The sequence below is a fragment of the Clostridium oceanicum genome (genome assembly GCF_039521385.1).
GTDB classification, from domain to species: Bacteria; Bacillota; Clostridia; order Clostridiales; family Clostridiaceae; genus Clostridium_F; species Clostridium_F oceanicum.
In genome coordinates, this window is sequence record NZ_BAAACG010000010.1 from 95,739 (window position 1) to 119,511 (window position 23,773).

The window sequence follows — 23,773 nt, forward strand, 5'->3', positions numbered from 1 at the left end:
TGTAAAAACTATTTTGCCCGCTAAAAATATTAATTTACAGAATATATGCTTTTTAAAATCTTAAATGTAAGAATCATAAATTTTCATCCTACAATTTTACATAATAAAAAAGCTTTAAGAGAAAACTCTCAAAGCTTTTTATTAGTAAATATTTTCTTATCTTTATTAAAATTTATTTTTACTTTTAGCCATATTAAAATCCAACAAGTATGTTATAAAAAATGTAAGTACAAATATAAGAGTATATTTAAAAGCTTTACTTATATTTAAACAACCTAAACCAGCTATTATTATATAGTAGCAAACAAATCGTAATATAAAATTTATTTTTTTATTCTTTATTAAACTAAGCATTAATATCTCCTTTAAAAACTTATGTAAATTTGTAAAACTTTTCATCAACTATAAGGGACATACCATAGAATCCTAAAACAAAGGGAAGTAAAATGGTCCATTCTAATTTATAATATAGATTACTTGAAAAAAGCAAAAAACCTACAAAGCATGCAACTATGATTATGTACTTTAAAATTTTAAGATATATATTTTTGTTAAAGATAAAAACTAAATTTCCTATAGCAAGGGCTAAAATAGCTACAGTCATGACTTGCATAGCTATATTAAAAGTATTAATAAAACCTAAAAAATACATATCTGTAATAATTATAAACATGAAAACATTAAATGAATGCTTTAAAACTATAATATTACTTGTTATTACTTTTTTATAAAAATTCTCTTCTTTAGCTATTTCTTTGTTAATAAAATCAAATAACCTATTAGTAATGCATTCACAGGAAAAAAGCATTAAAATACATGAGTAAATAACAGCATAAAAAACACTTACTTGGCTAAGATTATAACGAATTTTTCCTACATAAGATATAACTATAACACAAATCCAAAATATTAAATCTCTTTTTCCAAACATAGAATTCTGTTTTAATTCATTTATTTTTAAATAATTCTTTAGTAAAATTCTCATAACATCCCCCAGTAAAGCAATTTTATCTAATTATATTATAATTTTACCATATTTTCATTTTTCTTCAATGATAATGGATACACTATTAAAGTTAGTGGTAATAAAGCTATCCATCCTAATTTGTAATTTATATAATTAAAAATCAAAGCTAAAATGGCAGAAATCATAAATATTAGGATATTCTTTTTAACTTTAGACGTGAAATTTTTCGTATAGACAAAATTCAAATTTCCTATACCAGATGCTAACATTATTAAACTTATAAACTGAACTAGTAGTTCTATTGATTTAATAAAGCCTAAAAAATATATATTTACAATTATAAGTGGCAAAACATATTGAAAACCATCTGTTAGCATTGCTATATTACTTATTAGTACTCTTTTATAAAATTTTTCTTCTTTAGGTATTTTTTTATTTACATCTATATAAGATTTATTTGTAATATGCTCACAAGAAAAAAGCATGGCAACCGCTGAATAAATTATAAAAATAAATATATTAAATCCAAAGATTCTGCCCTCTTTTCCAATCATAAAAAATATTATTCCATAACATATGAAACGTACAATTTCTGTGATAACAAATTTAGAGTATTTGCCTTCTGTTTCTACTTTCATATATCCCTTTATTATATCTAGCATAATGTCCTCCACGAAAGTCATTTTTGCTAATTATACCATATTTTTCTATAACATTCTAATAAAATAACCTAGCAAAAATCTAATTTTATTAGATAGATTCCTAGGTTTTTCAGTAGATGTAATAATCTATTTTATATAAAACTTTTAATTTCATTAATAAATAACCTATCACAATCAGGAATTTATATGATTAAAAAGGCATATGTAAATCCGCAGAAATCACAAATATTATTTTCCTATTGAAGTAAATTAAGAACCCTTTTATTGTTTAAATCTGACTGGAGAAGCATTGATTGTGCTGTATCTTTAAGAAGTTTATTTTTTGCAAAGTCAATCCAAGTTTTTGCTATATCACAATCCATTATTCTGCTATTAGCTTCAGTTAGATTGTCTGAAGTAGTATTTAAATTATTAATAACATGGTTGAGCCTATTTGTGTAGGCTCCCAATTTAGCATTAAATGAAGAAACTTTATCTAATGCTTTATCAATGATTTGTATAGGATCCTCTGAATTTATCATTTGTGGTATAGAAATATTATAGTTAGAAGTTGTACTTTCTATTGAGTCAAATTCTCTTGGCATTCCTTTATTTATTGTGGCTTCCACATGAAATGTATTTGGTACATCTGATGGAATTATTCTTCCGCTTATTAAAACTTTAACTGCAAAAGGATCAAAATTTTCTATTAAGTTGCGGTGCCTCATCCATGCATCATTAACTCTCCAAGCTCCATCTATTAAAGCTTGATTTACTGCGCTCTGCAATGTATTTACTGATGAATGTGATGCTAAAGATATAACTAAATCCCCTCTAATCCAGCTTGCAGAAGTGTAATCACCTGAGTTTTTAACTATTGTTATTTTAAATTCTTTTCCTAATACTAAATTGTCCCTGCCTACATTTACGTCAACAGTAGCTCTTCCTACATTTGAAAATGTAGCTATTTGTCCACTTACTGATGCAGTAGGTTTTGTAGGATCTGGATTAGTTGGAGTATTTGGTTTTTCTGGGTTAGTTGGGGTATTGGGGTCATCTGGTTTTGGGTTGTTGGGGTCTCCTGGGTTAGTTGGGTTACCTGGAGTATTTGGGTTATTAGGATCCTCAGGTTTATTTGGATCACCGGGGTTACTTGGAGTATTCGGATTCCCCGGGTCAGTTGGGTTACCTGGAGTATTTGGGTTATTAGGACCCTCAGGTTTATTTGGATCACCGGGGTTACTTGGAGTATTCGGATTCCCCGGGTTAGTTGGGTCTCCTGGAGTATTTGGATTCTTTGAATTTGCACCTATTTCATTATTTAATATATTAAGATTATATAGCCCCAAAGAATCAACACTTATTCTATCAAACTCTAATTTCATTGTTTGCTCTCCATTTGCTCCTATTTGTAAAAACATATTAGAATTATTTTTAGGCCCACTTCCCCAATTTATAGTAACCTTTTTAAGGGGCTGGTCATTTTCAAGTGATTGGTCATTTTTTAATAAACTAGTTTTATGGATTACTGACTTATTATCTAAAGCAGTACCTACTCCATCTAAGCCTAGAATAGAGCCTACATCTGATTCATCCTTATTCCAATCTAGAGTTATATTATTTTCCACAAAATCCTTAGCATTTAATTTAAAATCATCTATAAAATTGTCAAAAGAACTAATACTTGAATCTGTATTTAAAGTTATAGAGTTTTTTAATGCATCCAATCCGTTTTCTGTAGATGTTTTTATAGAATTCATAAAATCTTTGATATCACTAGAAGCATCTAACTTACTATTTAAATATTTCATTATTACATATGAAGCTGCATAATCTTTATCATCTCCAAGCCAATTAGCTCCATTTAGTAAATCTACTCCCCTTGAAATTAATTCATTTAGTTTATTATTATCAAATTCTCCCTTCAAATTAGAAATAACTTGTTTTAAGCGTTCATCAGCACCTATAACTAAATCAGCACTTCCTTCTTTAAACCAATCAGGTATAGAACTAATTTTGTCCATACCAAACTCAGAAATCATAGCTATATGACTAAATTCATGAGTAATTATTCTATCATAAGAAACTTTAAGATTACTATCATCCTGAAAATCCTTTAAATCTATATTCAAATTCAACTCTTCATTGTTACCAGAAACGGAAGATACCTCTCCCCCTAAATCTCCGTTGAAAATATTAATGTTTAGTTTAATGGGATCTTCTATATTAAGGCCTAATGCCTTATCTACTGTATTTTGAGCACCTTTAAGCCAACCAGATTTTAAACCATTTAAAATAAACTGCCTAACTTTATTATTACTTTCAGATTCAACATCAAAAACATTTCTAGAATTAAAATTAGTATTTTTAGATATACTATCTATTTCTAAAACCAATTCATCTATTTCCTTTTGAATACTTAATTTATCATCTAAAGTATTAGTATCATTTTTTGCACATACAGTTAGCTCTCTCATTCTTTGTAACATTTCAGTCATTCCTTTTAAAGCTCCTTCAGCCGTTTGTATAAGAGAAATTCCATCCTGTGCATTTTTTGAAGATCTATATAAACCTCTTATTTGAGATTTCATTTTTTCAGAAATAGCAAGTCCTGCTGGATCATCTTTAGCTTCATTTATTTTAAGTCCAGAAGATATTTTACTAATTGAACTGCTAAGGTTACTTAATGCTCTATTTGTATTTTTAAGTAAATTTTTTTGGTTATAAGTATTAATAAATATATAAATCCCCCCACTCTATAAAACAAAGGTATATACTGCTATGGAAACTATTCACTTCACTAAAATTATGATAAATTCCTATTATGGTAAAAACTTATGTTAAAAACTATTAACTTTACTAAAAATAAAAACGAAACCATATATCATAACTAAACTATTCGCTTACTAAAATAGAGAAAATACTTCCCCCTATTAAAACTATTCTCTCTACTAATAATAAAAACAAAACCCACCCCATACTCATAAAATCTTATGAATATAAGGTGGGTTGCATCACTAACTCCATACATATAAAGATGCCCAATTTATAATATGTATTTCACAGTTCCCTTTACAATATGTAATTTTTTATATTTAAAATTCAAACCGAATTTATAGTTTAACTTAGTTTCCAGTTTACAATCAATTAAAATCTTAGATACCATTGTCTTTAAATTAAAACATATTACAATATTTTACATGTCATTTATTATTATACTATAAATCTAAAGATATAGTTACAAATATATCCTATTTTTGAAAATAGTATGTGTTATTACCTAGGAACAATTATTAATTACTCAGATTATATCACATGAAGATTAGGAATTCAATAAATATTTCCAATTTTATTGGTTAAATAAACCATAGGATTAATAAATAAAGCAAATATCCCACTTAGAGGGTTTTAGAATTATCAAAAACAATATATAATTTATAATAAAATTAAAATATAAAAATAAATTAGATTGATAAAACCTTTTTACATAATTTTATATTAAAAACTTATAGAATCTTTTAAGTTTAGCCCTAGATCTTTAGCTTGTTTAATAGCTTCTATAACAAAATCATCATATATATATTCTGGATCGTGAGCATCTGAATTTACAATTACAGGTATATCCTTGTAGTTTTTAGCTACATACTGCCAAAATTCTTTATTAGGATAGTTTTTATTAACTCTTAATCCATTTGCATTATATTCTATAATAACATCATTTTTTATACAGGCTTCTAAAATTTCCTTAGCAATATTTTCGCAATGTTTATCCCATTTACTATAGCTATTCATAAATAAATCTGGATGAGCAAATATTTTAAATAAGCCTGTATTAAGAGCTTTTAAGGCCTCTTTTTTATATAAGCTTAATTCCTCTTTGGTTTCTGCAAAAAACATATCTACTATTTTATCATCATTTATAATTACAGCATGGTGTCCTAAAATAAGGTAATCCGTTAATTTAGATAACTCATCATAATAATCATGTAACTGATGAAAATATTCACATTCTAATGATTTTAAAACTTTTATAGAAGGATACTTATTATTAACTTCATCTATTTCTTTTAAATATGTTTTTAACTCTGAGTAGTCCATTCTATCACCAAGAACTCTACTATCTTTAAATGGAGCATGACAGCTTATTCCTATCTCTTCTAATCCCTTATTTTTTGCTGCTTTTACATATTCTTCTATCTCACCTTTAGCATGTTTACAACGATAATGATGTGTATGATAATTAGTTTTTTTCATCATACCTTCCTCTCTTTTTCTTTTTTTAATAATTTTTATATTTCAAGTTGTGATTTATATATAAGTTATCTACTATAATATACTTTTAGCTTCTAATATTCAAATATATAAAATACCTCTTTTAGCTAATCCTATAAATAAATCATTATTTTAATAGAAAATACTAATTTATTAAATACCCCAGGGAATCTTTCTAGGAAACCTTTACAATATTACAGTATAGTTTGACAAAATACGATATGAGAGTATAATACTTTTTATCAATATTTTTAAAGCTATTATTTTTTTATAAAAAACTATTATAATACTCCGATTACTTAATAATTCATACATATATCGAAAGAGGTGAGACTAGTTATATTAGATATATAGCTTAAGAAAAAATAATTAAATAATATAACAGAAGAAGAAATGAAATTAAGTAAAAATAACTTTATAACTTCAACTAAAATTTGTTCAGCCTTACTTTTTATATTTTTAGTAGAATATGGTTTTTTAGGTATTTATCCTGCCTTATTAGGTGCCCTTGCTGGACTACACTGTTATTTTGTAAATTCTAAAGGATTTTATAAAAAAAGAATATTAACTAGAAGTATTAAAATCCTTATATGTTCTAATATTGCTCTACTACTAAAATATATAACTATGCAAAATGAAGCTTATTGCTTAATAACAACCTTTTTATTTACAGCAATAATAGTATTCTTTTCATTTGATGAACACATGAAAGGTTTTATGAATCACAGGCCTATTCTTTTTATATTTGTTTATTCTATTTACTCAAAAACAAGTCCTAATGCTAAAGACATAATAGCTGTATCTTTAGCTGTAATCATAGCCTGCATAATTACAATGCTTATGCACAATTTAGATCTTAATAAAAATATGAAAAAATCTATAGAAGATTACATTGAAAAATGTATAAAAGAAGTGAGATCTCATAAAGAAAATCTTGATGTAGAAAAAGCTCAAACTGACAGCTATGAAGCATACAAAAACTTTTTATCGGAATTTTATAAAAGCTCCTATAGATGGCTTCTTAGTAGTAGCTATGGAAAACTTCTCTTTGAATTTGCTTTATATCTTCATAACTTCATGGAAAATATACGATTTACAATTAAATATAAAAACATTACTGATGAAAAATATGATGAATTAGAAAAATTCCTTATAGCACTAAAAAAAGGAGAAACTCCTAAATTTAAATTTGTAAAAACTACTGAAAAATTAGCACACATCCTTTTAGAAAAAAGGAAAAGCATATGTGATATAACAGATGAAAGTAGTGAAAAGAAATACACTCATCATAATGAGCATTTTACTTCTTGGCTAAAAGATAATATAAATTTTAATACCTTAAGAATGAAGTATACTCTTAAAGTAGCTATAACTTTAACCATTGGAGTATTTGTATCTTTTCATTATTTTATGGGAAAACCTATTTGGATTCCTATAACAATGCTTCCACTATTGCTTCCTTCTAAAAACTCTACTAACTCTACAACTTTTAACAGAATAATAGGAACATTTTTAGGAGTAGCAATTACTTTTATAATATTACCACTGATTCCTAATTTATATGGGCAAATATTTCTAGCAATACTTGGCCTATTCGGAGCCTTTGTTATGTTAGGTATTCATTATATAGGAGTTATTACTTTTATAACAATAACTGCCATAATCATAAATTTGCCAGCCGCTTCAACTACAACTCTTTATTTTCAAAGAGCCCTTTATACAGTAGCTGCAGGACTAATAGTTGTTATTATGGAATGGATATTTTCAGACAGGCACAATAAAACTATAAAGAAAACTTTAATTCAGATAATAGAAAATGATATATTAATTATAAGAGGAATAAGAACACTTCATAAAACTAAAAAAGAATATCATATAGATGATTTTATAATGAAAGCTTATTTATATAGAGATCTTATTCATCCAAGATTCCAGCATTCAGAAATTTCAAAGGAAAGAAAACTCATTAAGATTTCTATAATTTTCATAGAAACCCTAACATTTTTATACTCTAGAGAAAAGAATGGATATATAACAGCACCCTATGATACTGAATTGTTACTTATAGAAGATATTCTTAATAAATATATTTTAATGCTAAAAGGTGAAAAAGTTGTTTTTCCTAAAAAAGAAGAACTAAAAGCCTTACAAGATAACGTTTCAGAAATAAGTGTCCACACTCTTTTAGGCTTAGTAATCTGCTGTGTAGACGAAGTTAATTAATACTTCCATATACTTTTATTTTAAAAATATAACAGCTCTATACTACTTTATTAACACCTTTAAACTTGTTAAAGTATAACAGCTATTTACTATATTAAAAACTTAATTAATTTAAATATACCAAAAGATGACTAGATATAGAGATTACCCTATATCTAGTCATCTTTTAATTTTAAAAATAAAGTTTTGTGGAGATTTATGCAAAATTCTTAGCACATTTCAATTTGTTTGAATGCACCTTAAATCTTAATAACTTTTTTAACTTTATACAAACTTATAAGTACTGAAACAACACCTAACAAAACATATAAAAGATAGTTTGCTTTGTTATTGAAAAATAAAGATACTAATCCAATAAATGAAAAAACAAAACCATTGAATACAAAAGATACACTTATAGCCTTAGTAACATCATTTTTATTTTTCACTTTATTTGCATCAGTAAAACTTTCAACACTCTTCATGAAAAAACTTACATATGCAAGTTTAAAATAATTTAATTTATACAATACTACCCCATATATTATACCGCTTATCCCCAGTAAAAATATAATCATTGAAAGCTCCATAAACATACAACTCATTTCTATATTAAATATACTCTATATATGATATACCTATAAAACATAGAAATCAACATTTATTTTAATTTTTTGTAATAATTGTATAAACATATTTTATTGTATTATATTAAAAACAATCTATAAAAAATTTCTAAATACATGTAATGAGGGTCCTATAGGCTATTATTTTATATTTCTTATCTGTTATTTGTTATCTGTTATCTGTTATCTATTATCTGTTATTTCTTATCTGTTATCTTTTATTTGCTAATTATTACTTCATGATGTCTTTTACTCTTTTTTCATTAACAAAAACGCCTTTAAATTTCTCTAAATTAAATCTTCCAGTAAATAGATCGCATTTACATAAGAATATATAATAAATATTCTCCCCACATCCAAATAGAGTTTCAAAATTTCCTTGTCCTTTTGAAATCATTAAATCTGCATTATCAATTATCTCTTTTGACTCTTTATTTATTTCATTTAACTGTGTTCCAGGTATATCTGAGCCATTATGTAAAACATTTACTATCTTGGAAAGTCCTATTTCCTCTGCATCTACCATAGTTGCATCGTTATATACTGGCTTTCCTCTTACGATTACATCTATATTTACATTAGGATACTTTTCTTTTATAACTTTAATAAATAGCTTATCAAAAACTATTTCTCCTGAGTTGTCCATAATATATACTAAATTCTTTGCGCCTTTTAATTCTTCTTTAAATTTGCTGTATTCATTAGGGTTAACTTCTTGTTTTGAAGCACTATTAATTGTTTCTTTTAGCTTATCTTTATCTACCTTATCCATAGCTCCAAAATCGATAAAATTACCTACCATAGCATATTTTAATGCCGCTACTAGCCTATCTTCTGAATTATAAATATTTTTTAATATTTCATCTTCCATAGAAATTAAAAGATTATTGTATTCTTTTTTTATATCATAATATGTATCTCCTAAATTGAATTCATCATTTAAAATTCTTTGTATTTTTGTACTAATATAAGGAGCACTATCTCCTTCTTTAGATTCTCCAACCATTTTCCATACTTTTTTCATGAATTGTAACTTTTTATCTTCATCCTTTCCACACTTACTATACATAGAATCTGCTTTTTTTATAATACAGTTGGCACATTGTAAGTTTATATCCATCTTTATTCCTCCGTTTTTTATTTATTCTGTATATTTTTATAATAAATATATTAATTTTATATTTTCATCTTCCATCTAGCTATAAAATCTTTAATAAACACTTTGTATTTAAATACTTTATAATGCTAATCTTTATTTTAAAGTTTTAATAAGCACACCTTAAAATCTATATAAGCTATCTATGTTATATATAGACTTTAAAGCTGTAGTCCACTATTCAGCAGTATAAAAGTTCTATTATTTTAAACATAAGTAACTAAAAAATATAAAAACTAACCTAAAAAATTGTTCATTTATAAATAAGTAAAATCACGATATAAATATTCATAGTTATAGTAGATTAATAAATGCATACTAGCTAAAGTTATTATTTTAATCTATATGTGGTAATGCCTTTATAATTTATGTGATCTATAGCTTGGTCTTTATTTAATCTTTCAATAATATCAAGAGAATCTTTGCATTTTCTCGAATTTAAAAAAGTCTTGATTTCAAATTGGTTCATTGGATGTCTTTTAATAATACTTAATATGGCCTTATAATCATCTTTAATTTTGCTATCAAAGCCTACTGAAACTAAATTTTCTATAGATATGCCTCCTAAAAATTCTACAGCTCTATCCATATCTTCACTTTTAACTTGGTGAACACCTTCTTCAGCTGGAGGCCTTACAGGAGTATTTATATATAATCTATCGTAGTTTATTTCTTTAATTAATGACTTAAACTTAATAAGGGAATTTTCATCATCATTGATTCCTTCTATAAGCATTATTTCAAGCCACAACTGACCTTTATAATTCTTTGAAAACTGAGTTAATCCCTTATAGCACTCCATAAAATCTAGCTTTCCATAGGGTCTATTAACTTTTTTAAAGGTATTTTCATCATAAGAATCTAATGAAGGAAGAACAATATCCGCTTTACTTAAATCCTTTTGAACACTTTTATCATAAAGAAGTGATCCATTTGTAATAACAGCTACAGGCTTAGTTGTAAGCTTTTTAATTTCATCTATTAAATCCCCTAACTTTAAATATAACGTCGGTTCCCCTTCCCCTACTATTGTAACTACATCAAAATTAACCTTAGAACTTAAATTATCCTTTAACTCCTCTATAATATCTGAAACCGCAAAAAATTCCTGTCGTTTGTTTGATAGCTTATCTGTTCTTCCAAGCTGACAATATATACAAGAGTAATTGCAAGTTTTTTTAGGAATAGGGCTTATGCCTAAGGATTCACCCATTCTTCTTGAAGGCACAGGTCCATATACAAATTTTAATTCATTCATAATATACCCTCCATCAAATGTCTATTTTTTATAATTAATAATGTTTTAATAGATAGTTTTAAATTCATACAACTTTAAAACTATCTATTAAGGTTTTATAAAAGCAAAGAGAAATGGCTAAATTCCATCTATATTATCTTAAATTACATCTATGCTATCTTAAATCTTAAAGTTTATTTATTCTTTAACTCTTCTTTGCATTTACTACATAACCCTTCAAACATAATATTTGAATCATATATTTCTAAATTATTTTCCTCTTCTAGCTTTTTATTTAATTTTAGATATTCAAGATTTAAACTCTTGCTATCAACATCAATTATACTATTACACCTAAAACATTTAAAATGAATATGCAATGGTTTTCCACTAAATATTTTCTTTTCGTAATAGCTTATACCATTAGCATTTATTTCTTTTACTATTCCAAGATCATTAAATATGTTTAAAGCTCTATAAACTGTGGCAAGCCCTATGCTCTTATCCTTTTCTTTTACCTTTTCGTATAACTCTTTTACATTTAAATGAGTTTTGCTATCTAAAACAGCTTCTAATACTTTTTTTCTAGTTACTGTGAAATTATGTCCATTTTTCTCTAGAAGATTTTTAAAATATACTAAATCACTCTTCATAAAACCATCCTTATAAATTATTCATTTAAACCTTATTATTATATGTTCACTACACTAATATTTTTTAATCTTCATTTATATTAAGATTAATTATTCATAATTATGTTCAGTACAAACATTCCCTGTTGATTTCAATTCACCTTGTATATATTTTTGTACTACATCATCGCAAAATCCTTTAGCACCAACTACTACTTCAATTCCATTTTCATTAAATAATTGCTGAGCTGTTTCTCCCATTCCCCCTACAATAATAACATTAACATTTAATTCCTTTAAAAATAATGGAAGATATCCCGGCCTATGTCCTGGATTTTTAATAAAACTTCTGTTTAGTCCTTTGTTTTCCTCTAATTCATATATCATAAATCCCTCACAATGTCCGAAATGACCACTTACATTCTTTTCTTCTCTTGCAACTGCTATCTTCATTTAAAATTCCTCCCTGCATTTTATTTAAATTTGCCTAACACCTTTATATTTAATGTTATTGCACATATTTAAATAGCTTTTATGCTATATTACCCTTAGGATTAATTTGGCATTTGCCAATTTAATAGTACCTTATTTTTAGGGTTTTTGTCAAATGCCCATTACAAAATAAATGCATTAATATTAGAATATTATTTGTAATTTCTAATGGCTTTTATTAGGAAATTATATATTCTTAAAGAGGAAATACAGTCAAAAAAGATATAGTATTAAAAGAAGGTTATATTTTACAATTTAATACCATTAGTGTATAATATTTACATGTATTGGCAATATATTATCTATTTAATACCTTTGAATATTTAACTTTAAAAAAAATTCTTCATAAAACCCTTATATTTATGACATTTAAAAAGGAGACTAAAATGATTAATAAAAATACTAAAAAAAAGAATACCAAATTACTTGTAATAGTACTGCTTTTAGTAGTAGTTTCTTTAACTTTTATAGGATATAAATCTTTTTCTTTTAACAAAAAAGATTTAAAAACTAGTAGTACCAAAAAATTAAATTTATCTGATGAAAAGATAATGATGGATACTATTAATTCAATCTGTACTACTAATAGAAAAATTGGTTCTAAAAATGAAAAAAAGGCCTGTGAACTTCTAAAAAAACAAATAGAATCTTATGGATATAAAACTAAAGTTCAAAAGGTTCCTTTTGATGATTTTGATGAAAATGGTAAAACAATGGAAGAAACCCAAAATTTAATTGCAACTAAAAAAAGTAGTTCAAAACATAGTAAAGGTACAATTATTATAAGTGCTCATTATGACTGTACAGAAGATTCTGTAGGAGCTAACGATAACGGTTCTGGAATTGCTGTAACTATGGAAATAGCTAGATTACTAAAGGAATCATCTAGTAATTATGATTTAGAATTTATTTTCTTTGGTGGTGAAGAGTTAGGTTCTATTGGTTCAAGTTATTACATAGAGAACTTATCAGCTAAAGATAAGAAAAATATAAAAGCTGATATAAACATAGACTCAGTAGCGCAAAAAAAGCACTCTAATCCATGTATTTTCACAGTTAATGGTAAAGAAAACTTTGCCACAAAGTTATTAAAAAATAGTTATGAAAATAAACATTTAAAACTCAAAGAAATGAATCGTGAAAGAAGTGACTATGTTGGATTTGATAGAGCTAAAATACCAGCCTTATGTATAGGCCAAACTTTTGATAAAACTTTAAACATAAATGGATCAAAGGATAAAATTTCAATTATAGATAAAAAGAAACTTAAATTAATTGCAGATATGGTTGTAAAAGCACTGTATCATTAAAAATTAAGGATTTAAATGGATCTTAAATTTATATATATTAAGGAAAGGTATTTATTTCATCATTGGCAAATTAAACTTTTAGTATATATTTTAAAAAAATAAATGCATTAGCAATTAGAATATTATTTCTAATTGCTAATGCATTTTTACTTGGAAATTATAATATTTTTGTTTAAAGATAAGTAACTTCAACTAATATAAACATCATTTAAAATTAAGCCCTTAAAATTTATAAATTCTACTAGGTTTTTTATTTTTGTAATTTTGCAATTACTATGAACCTTTTAGGTGCGCTACCTATGTAATTAAAAGGGTAACATGTAATTAATGTCAGTGTAGAATCATCTTTATTTTTCATAAAGCTTTTATCTGATGGATATGTTATATATGTAGACACTACTTTATAAAAGAAAGTATGTTTAATTGTTTCTATATATATTTCATCATCTTTCTTTACATTTTTTAAGATACTAAAAACTGAATCTCTATGTCCAAGAATCACACAATTTCCATTTTCTCCAGGAAGGGAAGAAGAATTAAGGTGGCCTGCTCCTTCTTTTAATGTACTTTCAGATGCGCCCTTTAACACTGGAATATTTGAATCATATATTTTGAGTATTCCCAATATAGCTGAATCATTAATTTTTTTATTAGAAACTTCACTTTTAGGTTTATCTTTAGTTTCTTTTTCCCCTTTAACTGTAGCTTCTTTTAAAATATTAAACTTATTTAAGTTCTTATTAACTTTATATTTAGAATACACTATATTGTATAATGTATACGCCATAATAAATAAAGATATTATCATTAAAATCTTAGGAATTTTTCTTAAAATTTTTTTCATCATACATTACCCCTGTTGCCTTTTCATTTTATTAAATTAAAAATAATTGTATTATAGCAAAAGAATATATACCTAATGCTTTAGGTATATATTCTTTTATAAAATTAACTAAATTCTTTTACAAACTAACTTAATTCTTTTATAAATTAACTTAATTTTTTTGAAAGTTTGTTTAAAATTATACTTATGATTAGGAAAAATAATCCTAAAAGTAGTAAATTAAAATTTTCTGTTCCTGTATTAGGTAACTTTTCTTTATCAACATTGAGATTATCTGATTTTTTTATAGGCTTATTACTTAAGTTTTTCAAACTTTTGTTAGAAATTTGTTTGTTGTGATTTAAATAAGATGTTTGTATATTTTTTGATGTTTTACTTGGTTCCACTGTAGGCCTTGGTGATGGTTGTATTTTTTGTTGTGCTTGTGGTAGCACTGATGGTTTTAAATTTAGAGCTAGTGGTGGCTCTATTTTATGTTGTACTTGTGGCACCATTGATGGTTTTAAAGTTGGAGCTAGTGGTGGCTCTACTTTTTCCTGCGTTTGTGGCACCATCGATGGTTGTAATATTGGAGCCAGTGGTGGCTCTATTTTATGTTGTACTTGTGGTACCATTGATGGTTTTAAAGCTGGAGCTAGTGGCGGCTCTACTTTTTCCTGTGGCTTAGGTACCATGGATGGTTGTAATGTTGGAGCCTGTGGTGGCTCTACTTTCTCTTGTGGTTGTGGTACCATTGATGGTTTTAAAGCTGGAGCTAGTGGTGGCTCTACCTTCTCTTGTGGTTGTGGTACCATTGATGGTTGTAATATTGGAGCCTGTGGTGGCTCTATTTTATGTTGTACTTGTGGCGCCATTGATGGTTTTAAAGCTGGAGCTAGTGGTGGCTCTACTTTCTCTTGCATTTGTGGCACCATTGATGGTTTTAAAGCTGGAGCTAGTGGCGGCTCTACTTTTTCCTGTGGTTGTGGCACCATTGATGGTTTTAAAGCTGGAGCTAGTGGTGGCTCTATTTTATATTGTACTTGTGGTACCATTGATGGTTTTAAAGCTGGAGATAGTGGTGGCTCTACTTTCTCTTGCATTTGTGGCACCATTGATGGTTTTAAAGCTGGAGCTAGTGGCGGCTCTACTTTTTCCTGTGGTTGTGGCACCATTGATGGTTTTAAAGCTGGAGCCAGTGGTGGTTCTACTTTTTCTTGTGGTTGTGGTACCATTGATGGTTTTAAAGCTGGAGCTAGTGGTGGCTCTACTTTTTCCTGTGGTTGTGGCGCCATCGATGGTTGTAATGTTGGAGCCAGTGGTGGTTTTACTTTTTCTTGCGATTGAGTTTTTACTTTATCTTGTAGTTGCGATACCATTGATGGTTGTACTATCAGAGCCAGTGGCGGCTCTATTTTTTCCTGTGGCTTAGGTACCATTGTTTGTGGTTGTTGTGGTATAGCACTTGAATGAGTTAAAGTAAACATAGGAATATTATAGTTATACCCAAAGTTTATGGTATCGTTGATTTCATTATCACCTAGGTTCACATTAGTGGAACCATTTAAAGAACTATCTTTCTCATATACTTGATATACATAATTAGGATATTGATTTTGAACAAAACCAGGTAATGTAGATTTATCTACCTCAACCCTATATGTTCCTCCTATTAAATTATCAAATCTATACAATCCATCTTTATCTGTGGTAGTCTCTTTTACTATATTATTAAATTTATCTCTCAATGTTAATCTAACATTTGGAATACCTCTTTCATTTGGATCTTTCACACCATTTTCATTAATATCCATCCAAACATATCTTCCAATAGCTGAACTTACTACTCTAGTTGAAACTTTATTTGACCTAACTACTTGATTTATAGTTTCAGACTTTGCTGAAAAATCATTCTTATAAATATCATTTTTTCTATTGTTTAAAGATTGTAATGTTACAGTTATTTTTCTTTCTTCTCTCTCAATTGGAAGAGAATCTGAATGAACTTTTATTGCTGTTACACGTTCATTTACACTATCTCCTTTTACAAAAGGCATCCAATTAAATGAATTTAGAGTAGGATCTTGATTATAATTATTTATGCTGTCAGTAGTTACAAAAATAGATTCTCCATGAGACCCTCTAATATCTTTAACTACATAATCCCCATGAAAGTTATTCCCTCTACCATCAGGATTAGATGGCAATATATCTAGTAAATCAATATTTCTAAATTCATTCTGAGAGTTTTGATAATATACTAATTCGTATACTATATCTCCTCCAAGAGGTATTACTGGTGTTAATACATTCTTTTCAATACCCCATTCATGGACGCTTACAATGTTAATCCCAACTTTAGATGTACGTAATCTTTCAATACTAAAGTCTGCTTTCGACTCTACTATAGCTGTATTTTCTAAAACATCCCCAGTATCTAAATCTAAATTTACCTTTGCATCATAAGTTAAAGGAGGAATAGCTTGATTAACTTCATTGTGTGGAATTGTCCAAACAAGAAGAGTGGAACCATCCTTTTGAGGAGTTATTGTAGGAATTATTGGTCTATTATTTTGCATAGAAGAATCTTTTACATAGGTAAGACCTTCTGGAAGTATATCTTTAATTACAATATCATGATAAACTCCTGGACGTACAAAGTTACTATCTGCTGTAAGTGTAGGAGTTAAAGTAAAGGTTGCTGTTTCTCTTACTTTATATGTTCTTTTACTACTTTCCTTTGAAATTCTTGCAAGAGCTTTAGATATAGCAACTCTATCTCCAGAACCATTACGTCCTGAATGATCTACAGGATTATAATTAAAAGTATTCCATCTTCCAGAGTTAACTTGATTAGCTTGAGTAGCAATAGTTATAGGAGCCATTCCAGCCCTTTTAGCTCTAAGATTTAACTCTACCATAAGACCACGAAATACAAAGGGGTTTCCATCTGGCAAGTTATAGTTAACTCTAATACAAGATACATCTCCAGTGTTAGAATCTATGGCTTCTTTTAAGGAAGAATACCATCTAGTATTTGCCCCAACATCATCATGCTGCTCCTGAAAGTTAGCGTAATTTGTAGTTCCATACTCTACAGTTAAACTATCAAGAGGAAAATCTCTAGCCAAAAATAGCAGAGCTCCATCGGTTACATGTGGATATCTTCCATAGGCTGAATCTTCCATAGGTAGTAACTGTACTTTATTAGGATCTATTTTTATTAAAAGAGAACCTTGTTTTAAAGTTAGTGATCCAGTATTTTCAAAGTTAACCCTTGCAGCAAAATCTTGACCTTCTAGTAAAGTCCCATCTCCACTTCTTAAACCAGTTGCAGTATCTAGTTTTTGTCCTCTTCTAAGAGCTTTTGTATATTTCACTTCACTTGAAAGTTTTATTCTAGAAGGAACATTTGCTGAAGGTGCTGTTTGGGTAGTTTCAATTGGTGCTCTTCTTATTAAACTAGTTACAACATTGTTTTCCATAGGCTCTGACCCATTAATATTATTAGCCTGATTACTTAAACTAGTTAAATTTAAAGAAGTAAATTTATTCTTTATTTGTGTAACTTCTCTTGGAATATCACTATTTTTTACCCATATTCCAATGTAACCTGAAAAGACATAATGTTTATCTGAGGGAATACTTGAGCCATTTACATTCTTAGTAGGAAAATGATCATTAATAGTATCAACATTATTTATGGTTACACTTATTTTTGATCCTGGTGAAGATTGAGTTGCAGTAATTTGCCCAGAATCAGCTACACTTTTTGAACTACTATTTCGATTATTAGGTCTAAAATTTCTCCCATAAGGTGCTGTATTTAATACTCTTCCATAACCATTAATTCCTACGCCAGGATCTTGACCCCAAGTATAAAGTTTAGCGTTTGGAACACCAAATTCACTTAAATCATCTTCAAATGTAATTGGATCTTCTACTGCTTCATTTCCTTTTCCCTTAGGTTTAGATATTTTAATAGAATATAAAATTAATTTACCAGCCTCACCATTAGGTCCTTCAGCATTAATAAATGAATCCATCTTTTTTTCTAAATCATATTGAGGTTTAGCAGAAACAATAGTTTCCTCACTAGTATCACTACTTGATGATACTGAACTATCTTTTGAAGAAATGGTTGCTCTAACACTGAATCTTGAACCATTTTCAGCATTATTTAAAACATCTGCAACAAAGTCTCTTGAATAAGCATGTCCAGATTCAATCTGTCCTAAATCAATAGTAAGTGTTTTTCCATTATTTGAAACAGTGATACCCTCAATAGGGTTATATCTACTGCTCCATTTAACATTTTGTCCTTGTATTTCTAAGGTTAAAATAGAACCTATAGGATTGCTATTTAAAGAATTAAATGAAAAATCAACTTTATACTTAACTGTATCTGAAGTTCTTACATAATTATCACTTTCGCTTCTATCTTTACCTGGAGCGCTTGAACTATCAAAAGGTGGAGTACCAGTAGATGAAACGTATGTATCCAAATTAAAATTCCCATTACTTGCTGCTTTAACCTTTGATATATTTATAAAGGAAAATGTAAAAATAAATATGAGAATTTTACTTATTAAATTTAAAATAGAATGTTTCTTAAGCATTTGTTTTTCCTTTCTAATATTTAATTTTCAATGAGCAATAAATTTTTAAGGCATCACTCCCTACTAATCACTGTTTGTCATAAGTAAGCGGTAACATAATTTATAAACTTGTTACTAACTTTTTTAAAACAAAGAGCTATATATTTTATTATCTAATAATATATTTTGTTATGTAAGTTTTGAAATCCAAAACAATATATCACCAAATAATAATTATTAAGAAAAGATTAGTGTTATGAAATAATTTAAAAAAATTATATCACATATCAAATAAAATTCAACAAGAAAATATATAAAATTCTGAAAAAAATCATAGAATTTTGAATTGTAACTACTTTGTAATATTTTATATGTTAAATAGTACAAATAAATGGAATCCCCTTTAATTTTATCTATTTACTAACAGGGAATTTGTCCTATTTTAAACTAAAATTGTTGAATGTATATAACTAGAAAAACTGTTGATTTCTCTAAAAATTTATACTTTCTTTTATAAGCGTAAAAATATACATTACGTAATATATGATTTTTAAGGTTAAATTAAGCTTAAATATAGAAGTTATAAATTTATAATACCTTAAAAAAAAGCTTTCCTAAAGTAATATTAGGAAAGCTTTATATAGATTTAACTCTTTAAGATTTAATTTAACATTCATTTAACATTAAAGATTACTTAAGCATTTCTTCAGATTGTAAACAAATAATATAGTTTACAATCTGAAGAAATTGTGAATGCTTATTTAGAAGTGTATTTTTTTAATGTTTCTCTAACGGATCCCTTTGAAGCTATTAATTCTTTAAAGTAGTTTTCGATTTTTTCACCTAGGCCTACTTTGTATAAATCAACTCCAAATATAGATTCCTTAGTTAATATTTCACTTAAGGCTTCGTGAACATTTTCTTCACTCTCCATTTTCACTTTAGAAATTATAGGAGTTAATGATGAAAGAAGTGGATCTGGGCTTAATTCAAAATTGTTTCCTCTATCATCTATAGCCATTAAATAACGGCACCATCCTGCTATGGCAAGTGGTATATATTCTAAAGATTTAACATCTAAATCTTCCGCTTTAATGTAAGCTTTGATTGTTTCTCCAAAACGTATGCCAATTTTTTGTGAAGTATCACAAGCGATTCTTTGAGGAGTATCTGGCATAAATGGATTTGGGAATCTTACGTTAATAACTTCATCTATAAAGTCATTTGGTGATATAATTTTTGGATTAACAACTACAGGAAGAGCTTCTTTATATCCTATATTTTTTATTAAATTTACAAGCTCTTTATCCTTCATTTCATCAGATATTTTATCATGTGAAAGCAAGCATCCGTAGACCGCTAGCGCTGTATGAAGAGGATTTAAGCATGTACAAACTTTCATTTTTTCAACTTTGTCTACTGTTTCTTTATCTGCATAGATTATGCCACCTTTATCTAAAGGAATACGTCCATTTTTAAAGTTATCTTCGATAACTAAATATTGTGGTTCTTCAGCATTAACAAAGCAAGATATATATGTGTTTTTTGAAGTAGTAACTAAGGCTGTATCTTCAAATCCAATTTTATTTAGCATTTCTATAACAGACTGAGCTGGTCTTGGAGTTATTTTGTCTATCATGCTCCAAGGATAAGATACATCTTCTTTTACATAGTTTAAGAAATCTTCTTCTACTAATTTATTATCTACCCAAGCTTTTGTAAATGTATTAATTGCATTTTCAAGTTTAGTTCCATTGTGAGAGCAGTTATCCATACTAACCAAAGTAAGTGGAGTTTTGCCATTTTTGAATCTTTCATATAAAAGAGCTGTAAGTTTACCTATATAGCTTGTAGCTGAAGATGGAACTTTTTTAAAATCACTTTCTACATCTTTTAGTAGCTCTCCTTTTCCATTTACTAAGCTATAACCCTTTTCTGTAATAGTGAAAGATGCCATTTTTAAGCTTTTGTTTGTAAATATCTCTTTTAATCTATTCCAATGTTTTTCATTAGCTGTATCTACACATAAAGCTTCTGCAATACTTCCTATTACTTTTTTATCTAAGTTTCCATCTTTTTTTAATGTAACTAAAACATTTAAATTATCATAAGCATTGTAGCTTTTTTCAATTATTTCATAATCATAACCTTCTGCTACTATTATTCCAGTATCAATTATTCCTCTATTTAATAAGTCTTGGCAAACTGCCGCTGGGAAAGCTCTAAATATATTTCCTCCACCAAAATGTATCCACTGTGGATTTTCTTTAGTATTTTCTACCATCTTATTTCTATCGAATTTAGGTAACTCAAAACCTGCTTCTTCCCAAATTTTATTATTAGTCAATTCCGCTTCTCTAAGTTTCAAAATAATACCTCCCTAAATAACTAAGTTTTATTTATTTGATTTTTCAATAGCCTCTAATAATCCATTTAAGTAAGCTGCGCCTAAAGCACGATCATATAAACCGTATCCTGGCATAGAAACTTCTCCCCAAATAGCACGACCATGGTCTGGACGAACTGGACCATCAAAGCCTGTTTCATAAAGTGTTTTCATTATTTCATACATATCAATTGAACCATCCTTTGAAAGATGGGAAGCTTCATCAAACTTACCTTTTGAATGATGTATTATGTTACGAACATGGGCAAAATGAATTCTTCCCTTTGAAGCTTTTATTATGTCGCAAAGATCATTTTCTGGATTTGAACCTAAAGATCCTGTACATAAAGTAAGTCCATTAAATTTAGCATCTACTGCTTTTAAAAGTTTTAAAATATTTTCTTTGCTGTTTATAATTCTTGGTAAGTTAAATACTGGCCATGCTGGATCATCTGGATGAATAGCCATCATTATTCCATGTTTTTCACATACAGGGCGAATCTTATTTAAAAAATATACAAGGTTATCAAATAAAAGCTTATTGTCTACTTCTTTATATTTTTCAAATAATTCTTTTACGTGAGCTAATCTTTCTGGTTCCCATCCTGGCATTACAAATCCATTACTGCTGCTATCAATTTCGTTAAACATTTTTTCTGGATCTATCTTATCTATTAAATCTTGATTATAGGATAAAACTGTTGAACCATCGCATCTTTCTTTTGCAAGATCTGAACGAGTCCAATCAAATACAGGCATAAAGTTATAGCAAACTAATTTAATTCCTGCTTTTCCTAGGTTGTCCAATGTTTCTATATAATTTTCAATATATCCTTCTCTATCCTCTGATCCTATTTTAATAGAATCGTGAATATTTACGCTTTCAATTCCTTCTATTTTTAAACCACTTTCTTCAACTTCTTCTTTAAGTTTTAATATATCTTCTAAAGACCAAACTTCCCCTACCTTGCTATCATAAAGTGTAGTTATTACTCCTGTAACATTTGGTATTTGTCTTATTTGGCTTAAAGTTACTGAATCATGTTTGCTTCCAAACCATCTTAGTGTCATTTTCATAATTAAAATTTCCTCCTCAAATAATTTCAAATATTTAATTTATTATTTTTTATAACCCATTAATAGAGGTAGCCACATAGTTACTTTTGGTACATATGTTGTAAGAAGCAACACTGCATATATAGCTACGTAATATGGTATTAATTTTTTCATTACATTTTCTATCTTGGTTTTTGCAACCTTAACACCTACAAATAGTATGTTTCCAACTGGTGGTGTTATTGTACCTATACATAAGTTGAATGTAATCATTATTCCAAACTGTATTGGAGACATTCCTAGGTTTTGACATATTGGTAGGAAAATCGGTGTAAAAATAAGTACTGCTGGAGTTATATCCATAAAAGTTCCTACAAATAATAGAACTATATTTATGATTAAAAGTATTACAACTGGACTATTTGTAAGAGTTAAAAGTGAGTTTGAAATAGCACTTGGTATTCCTGTAAAGGCCATAACCCAAGCCATTATGCTTGATACTCCAATTAAAAATACTATTATTCCTGTCATCTCTGCACTTTCTTTAAAGATATTATATAAATCTTTTAACTTTATAGTTTTGTAAAAGAATAGGGATAATACTAAACTATATACAACTGCAACTACTGAACCTTCTGTTGCTGTAAATACTCCTGCTATAATTCCACCTATAACAATTAAAATCAAAAGCAAACTTGGAACAGCTTCTAAAGCAACTTTTAAACCTTGGCTTAAAGTTATACGCTTAGTATTTTTATATCCTTTTTTCTTAGCTATAAAGAATGCAACTATCATACAACTAAGTCCCCAAAGTATTCCTGGAATATATCCTGCCATAAAAAGCGCCGCTACTGAAGTTCCTCCACTTACAAGGGAATAAGTTATAAGTACATTACTTGGAGGTATTAAAAGCCCTGTTGGTGCACTTGCTATATTTACAGTTGCCATATAATCTTTATCATATCCATCCTTTTCAGCAATTGGTCCAATCATAGAACCCATAGCTGATGCTGCTGCAACACCAGAACCTGAAATTGCTCCAAACATCATGTTTGCAATTGAATTTGTATGTGCCAATGCTCCTGGTACTCTACCTGTTAATACCTTTGCAAAATTTATTAATCTTAATGCTATTCCACCTTTGTTCATAATATTACCTGCTAATATGAAGAAAGGTATAGCTATCAATGTAAATACAGATATTCCTGAAAAGGTTCTTTGTGCACCAGTTAAAACTGCAGCATCAAAATTTAATGTTGGTAATATAGCTAGTATTGAAGATATTCCTAAGGAAATTGCTATAGGAACTCCTGCTAAAAGTAGTATTATTAAAACAACAGCTATTATTAATCCTGATATTAAGGCTATACTCATT

16 protein-coding genes and 1 riboswitch are annotated in these 23,773 nt (G+C 27.9%); of the genes, 2 read left to right on the forward strand and 14 right to left on the reverse strand.

Translation table 11 applies throughout. From position 1 onward, the window contains the following. Positions 1-373: 373 nt before the first annotated feature. From ABDZ71_RS10950 to ABDZ71_RS10965, 4 genes are all read right to left on the reverse strand, one after another. Entirely contained in the window at positions 374-985 is a 612-nt protein-coding gene (locus ABDZ71_RS10950) for a hypothetical protein (RefSeq protein ID WP_343761619.1), read from the reverse strand. Positions 986-1,020: 35 nt separating this feature from the next. Further along, positions 1,021-1,629, reverse strand: a complete 609-nt coding sequence (locus tag ABDZ71_RS10955) for a hypothetical protein (RefSeq protein WP_343761620.1) — start codon at positions 1,627-1,629, stop codon at positions 1,021-1,023. A gap of 236 nt (positions 1,630-1,865) precedes the next feature. Beyond that, positions 1,866-4,355: a flagellinolysin gene (locus ABDZ71_RS10960; RefSeq protein WP_343762424.1), complete on the reverse strand. Its 2,490-nt coding sequence runs from the start codon at positions 4,353-4,355 to the stop codon at positions 1,866-1,868. A 248-nt stretch (positions 4,356-4,603) separates the two neighbouring features. Next, positions 4,604-4,688, reverse strand: a riboswitch (cyclic di-GMP riboswitch). A gap of 418 nt (positions 4,689-5,106) precedes the next feature. After that, positions 5,107-5,862, reverse strand: a complete 756-nt coding sequence (locus ABDZ71_RS10965) for a histidinol-phosphatase (protein ID WP_343761621.1) — start codon at positions 5,860-5,862, stop codon at positions 5,107-5,109. 411 nt (positions 5,863-6,273) lie between these two features. Here ABDZ71_RS10965 and ABDZ71_RS10970 point away from each other — a divergent pair, with 411 nt between their 5' ends. Further along, positions 6,274-8,103, forward strand: coding sequence for an FUSC family protein (locus ABDZ71_RS10970; protein WP_343761622.1), 1,830 nt, complete (start codon positions 6,274-6,276; stop codon positions 8,101-8,103). Positions 8,104-8,342: 239 nt separating this feature from the next. Here the strand turns inward: ABDZ71_RS10970 and ABDZ71_RS10975 are convergent, their stop codons facing one another. From ABDZ71_RS10975 to ABDZ71_RS10995, 5 genes are all read right to left on the reverse strand, one after another. Beyond that, positions 8,343-8,660: a hypothetical protein gene (locus tag ABDZ71_RS10975; protein ID WP_343761623.1), complete on the reverse strand. Its 318-nt coding sequence runs from the start codon at positions 8,658-8,660 to the stop codon at positions 8,343-8,345. A 280-nt stretch (positions 8,661-8,940) separates the two neighbouring features. Next, positions 8,941-9,828, reverse strand: a complete 888-nt coding sequence (locus tag ABDZ71_RS10980) for a damage-control phosphatase ARMT1 family protein (RefSeq protein ID WP_343761624.1) — start codon at positions 9,826-9,828, stop codon at positions 8,941-8,943. A gap of 367 nt (positions 9,829-10,195) precedes the next feature. Then, entirely contained in the window at positions 10,196-11,122 is a 927-nt protein-coding gene (locus ABDZ71_RS10985) for a radical SAM protein (protein WP_343761625.1), read from the reverse strand. Positions 11,123-11,295: 173 nt separating this feature from the next. Continuing rightward, on the reverse strand, positions 11,296-11,754 hold the full coding sequence (locus tag ABDZ71_RS10990; RefSeq protein ID WP_343761626.1) for a Fur family transcriptional regulator: 459 nt from the start codon (positions 11,752-11,754) through the stop codon (positions 11,296-11,298). Positions 11,755-11,844: 90 nt separating this feature from the next. Continuing rightward, entirely contained in the window at positions 11,845-12,186 is a 342-nt protein-coding gene (locus ABDZ71_RS10995; RefSeq protein WP_343761627.1) for a NifB/NifX family molybdenum-iron cluster-binding protein, read from the reverse strand. A 425-nt stretch (positions 12,187-12,611) separates the two neighbouring features. On the opposite strand from ABDZ71_RS10995, the gene ABDZ71_RS11000 reads away from it, so the two are divergent. Next, entirely contained in the window at positions 12,612-13,535 is a 924-nt protein-coding gene (locus tag ABDZ71_RS11000; RefSeq protein WP_343761628.1) for a M20/M25/M40 family metallo-hydrolase, read from the forward strand. 250 nt (positions 13,536-13,785) lie between these two features. Here the strand turns inward: ABDZ71_RS11000 and ABDZ71_RS11005 are convergent, their stop codons facing one another. From ABDZ71_RS11005 to ABDZ71_RS11025, 5 genes are all read right to left on the reverse strand, one after another. Next, positions 13,786-14,379, reverse strand: coding sequence for a class D sortase (locus ABDZ71_RS11005; RefSeq protein WP_343761629.1), 594 nt, complete (start codon positions 14,377-14,379; stop codon positions 13,786-13,788). 146 nt (positions 14,380-14,525) lie between these two features. Continuing rightward, entirely contained in the window at positions 14,526-18,977 is a 4,452-nt protein-coding gene (locus ABDZ71_RS11010; protein WP_343761630.1) for an SdrD B-like domain-containing protein, read from the reverse strand. 736 nt (positions 18,978-19,713) lie between these two features. Further along, a complete protein-coding gene (locus ABDZ71_RS11015; protein ID WP_343761631.1) occupies positions 19,714-21,324 on the reverse strand; it encodes a mannitol dehydrogenase family protein in 1,611 nt (536 codons plus the stop codon). 27 nt (positions 21,325-21,351) lie between these two features. Continuing rightward, positions 21,352-22,419 (reverse strand): mannonate dehydratase, encoded by a 1,068-nt coding sequence (uxuA, locus tag ABDZ71_RS11020; protein WP_343761632.1) that lies wholly within the window; start codon positions 22,417-22,419, stop codon positions 21,352-21,354. A 42-nt stretch (positions 22,420-22,461) separates the two neighbouring features. Then, positions 22,462-23,772 carry a TRAP transporter large permease gene (locus ABDZ71_RS11025; protein WP_343761633.1) on the reverse strand — a complete coding sequence of 437 codons (1,311 nt, stop codon included), beginning with the start codon at positions 23,770-23,772 and terminating at the stop codon, positions 22,462-22,464. Position 23,773: the final 1 nt, after the last annotated feature.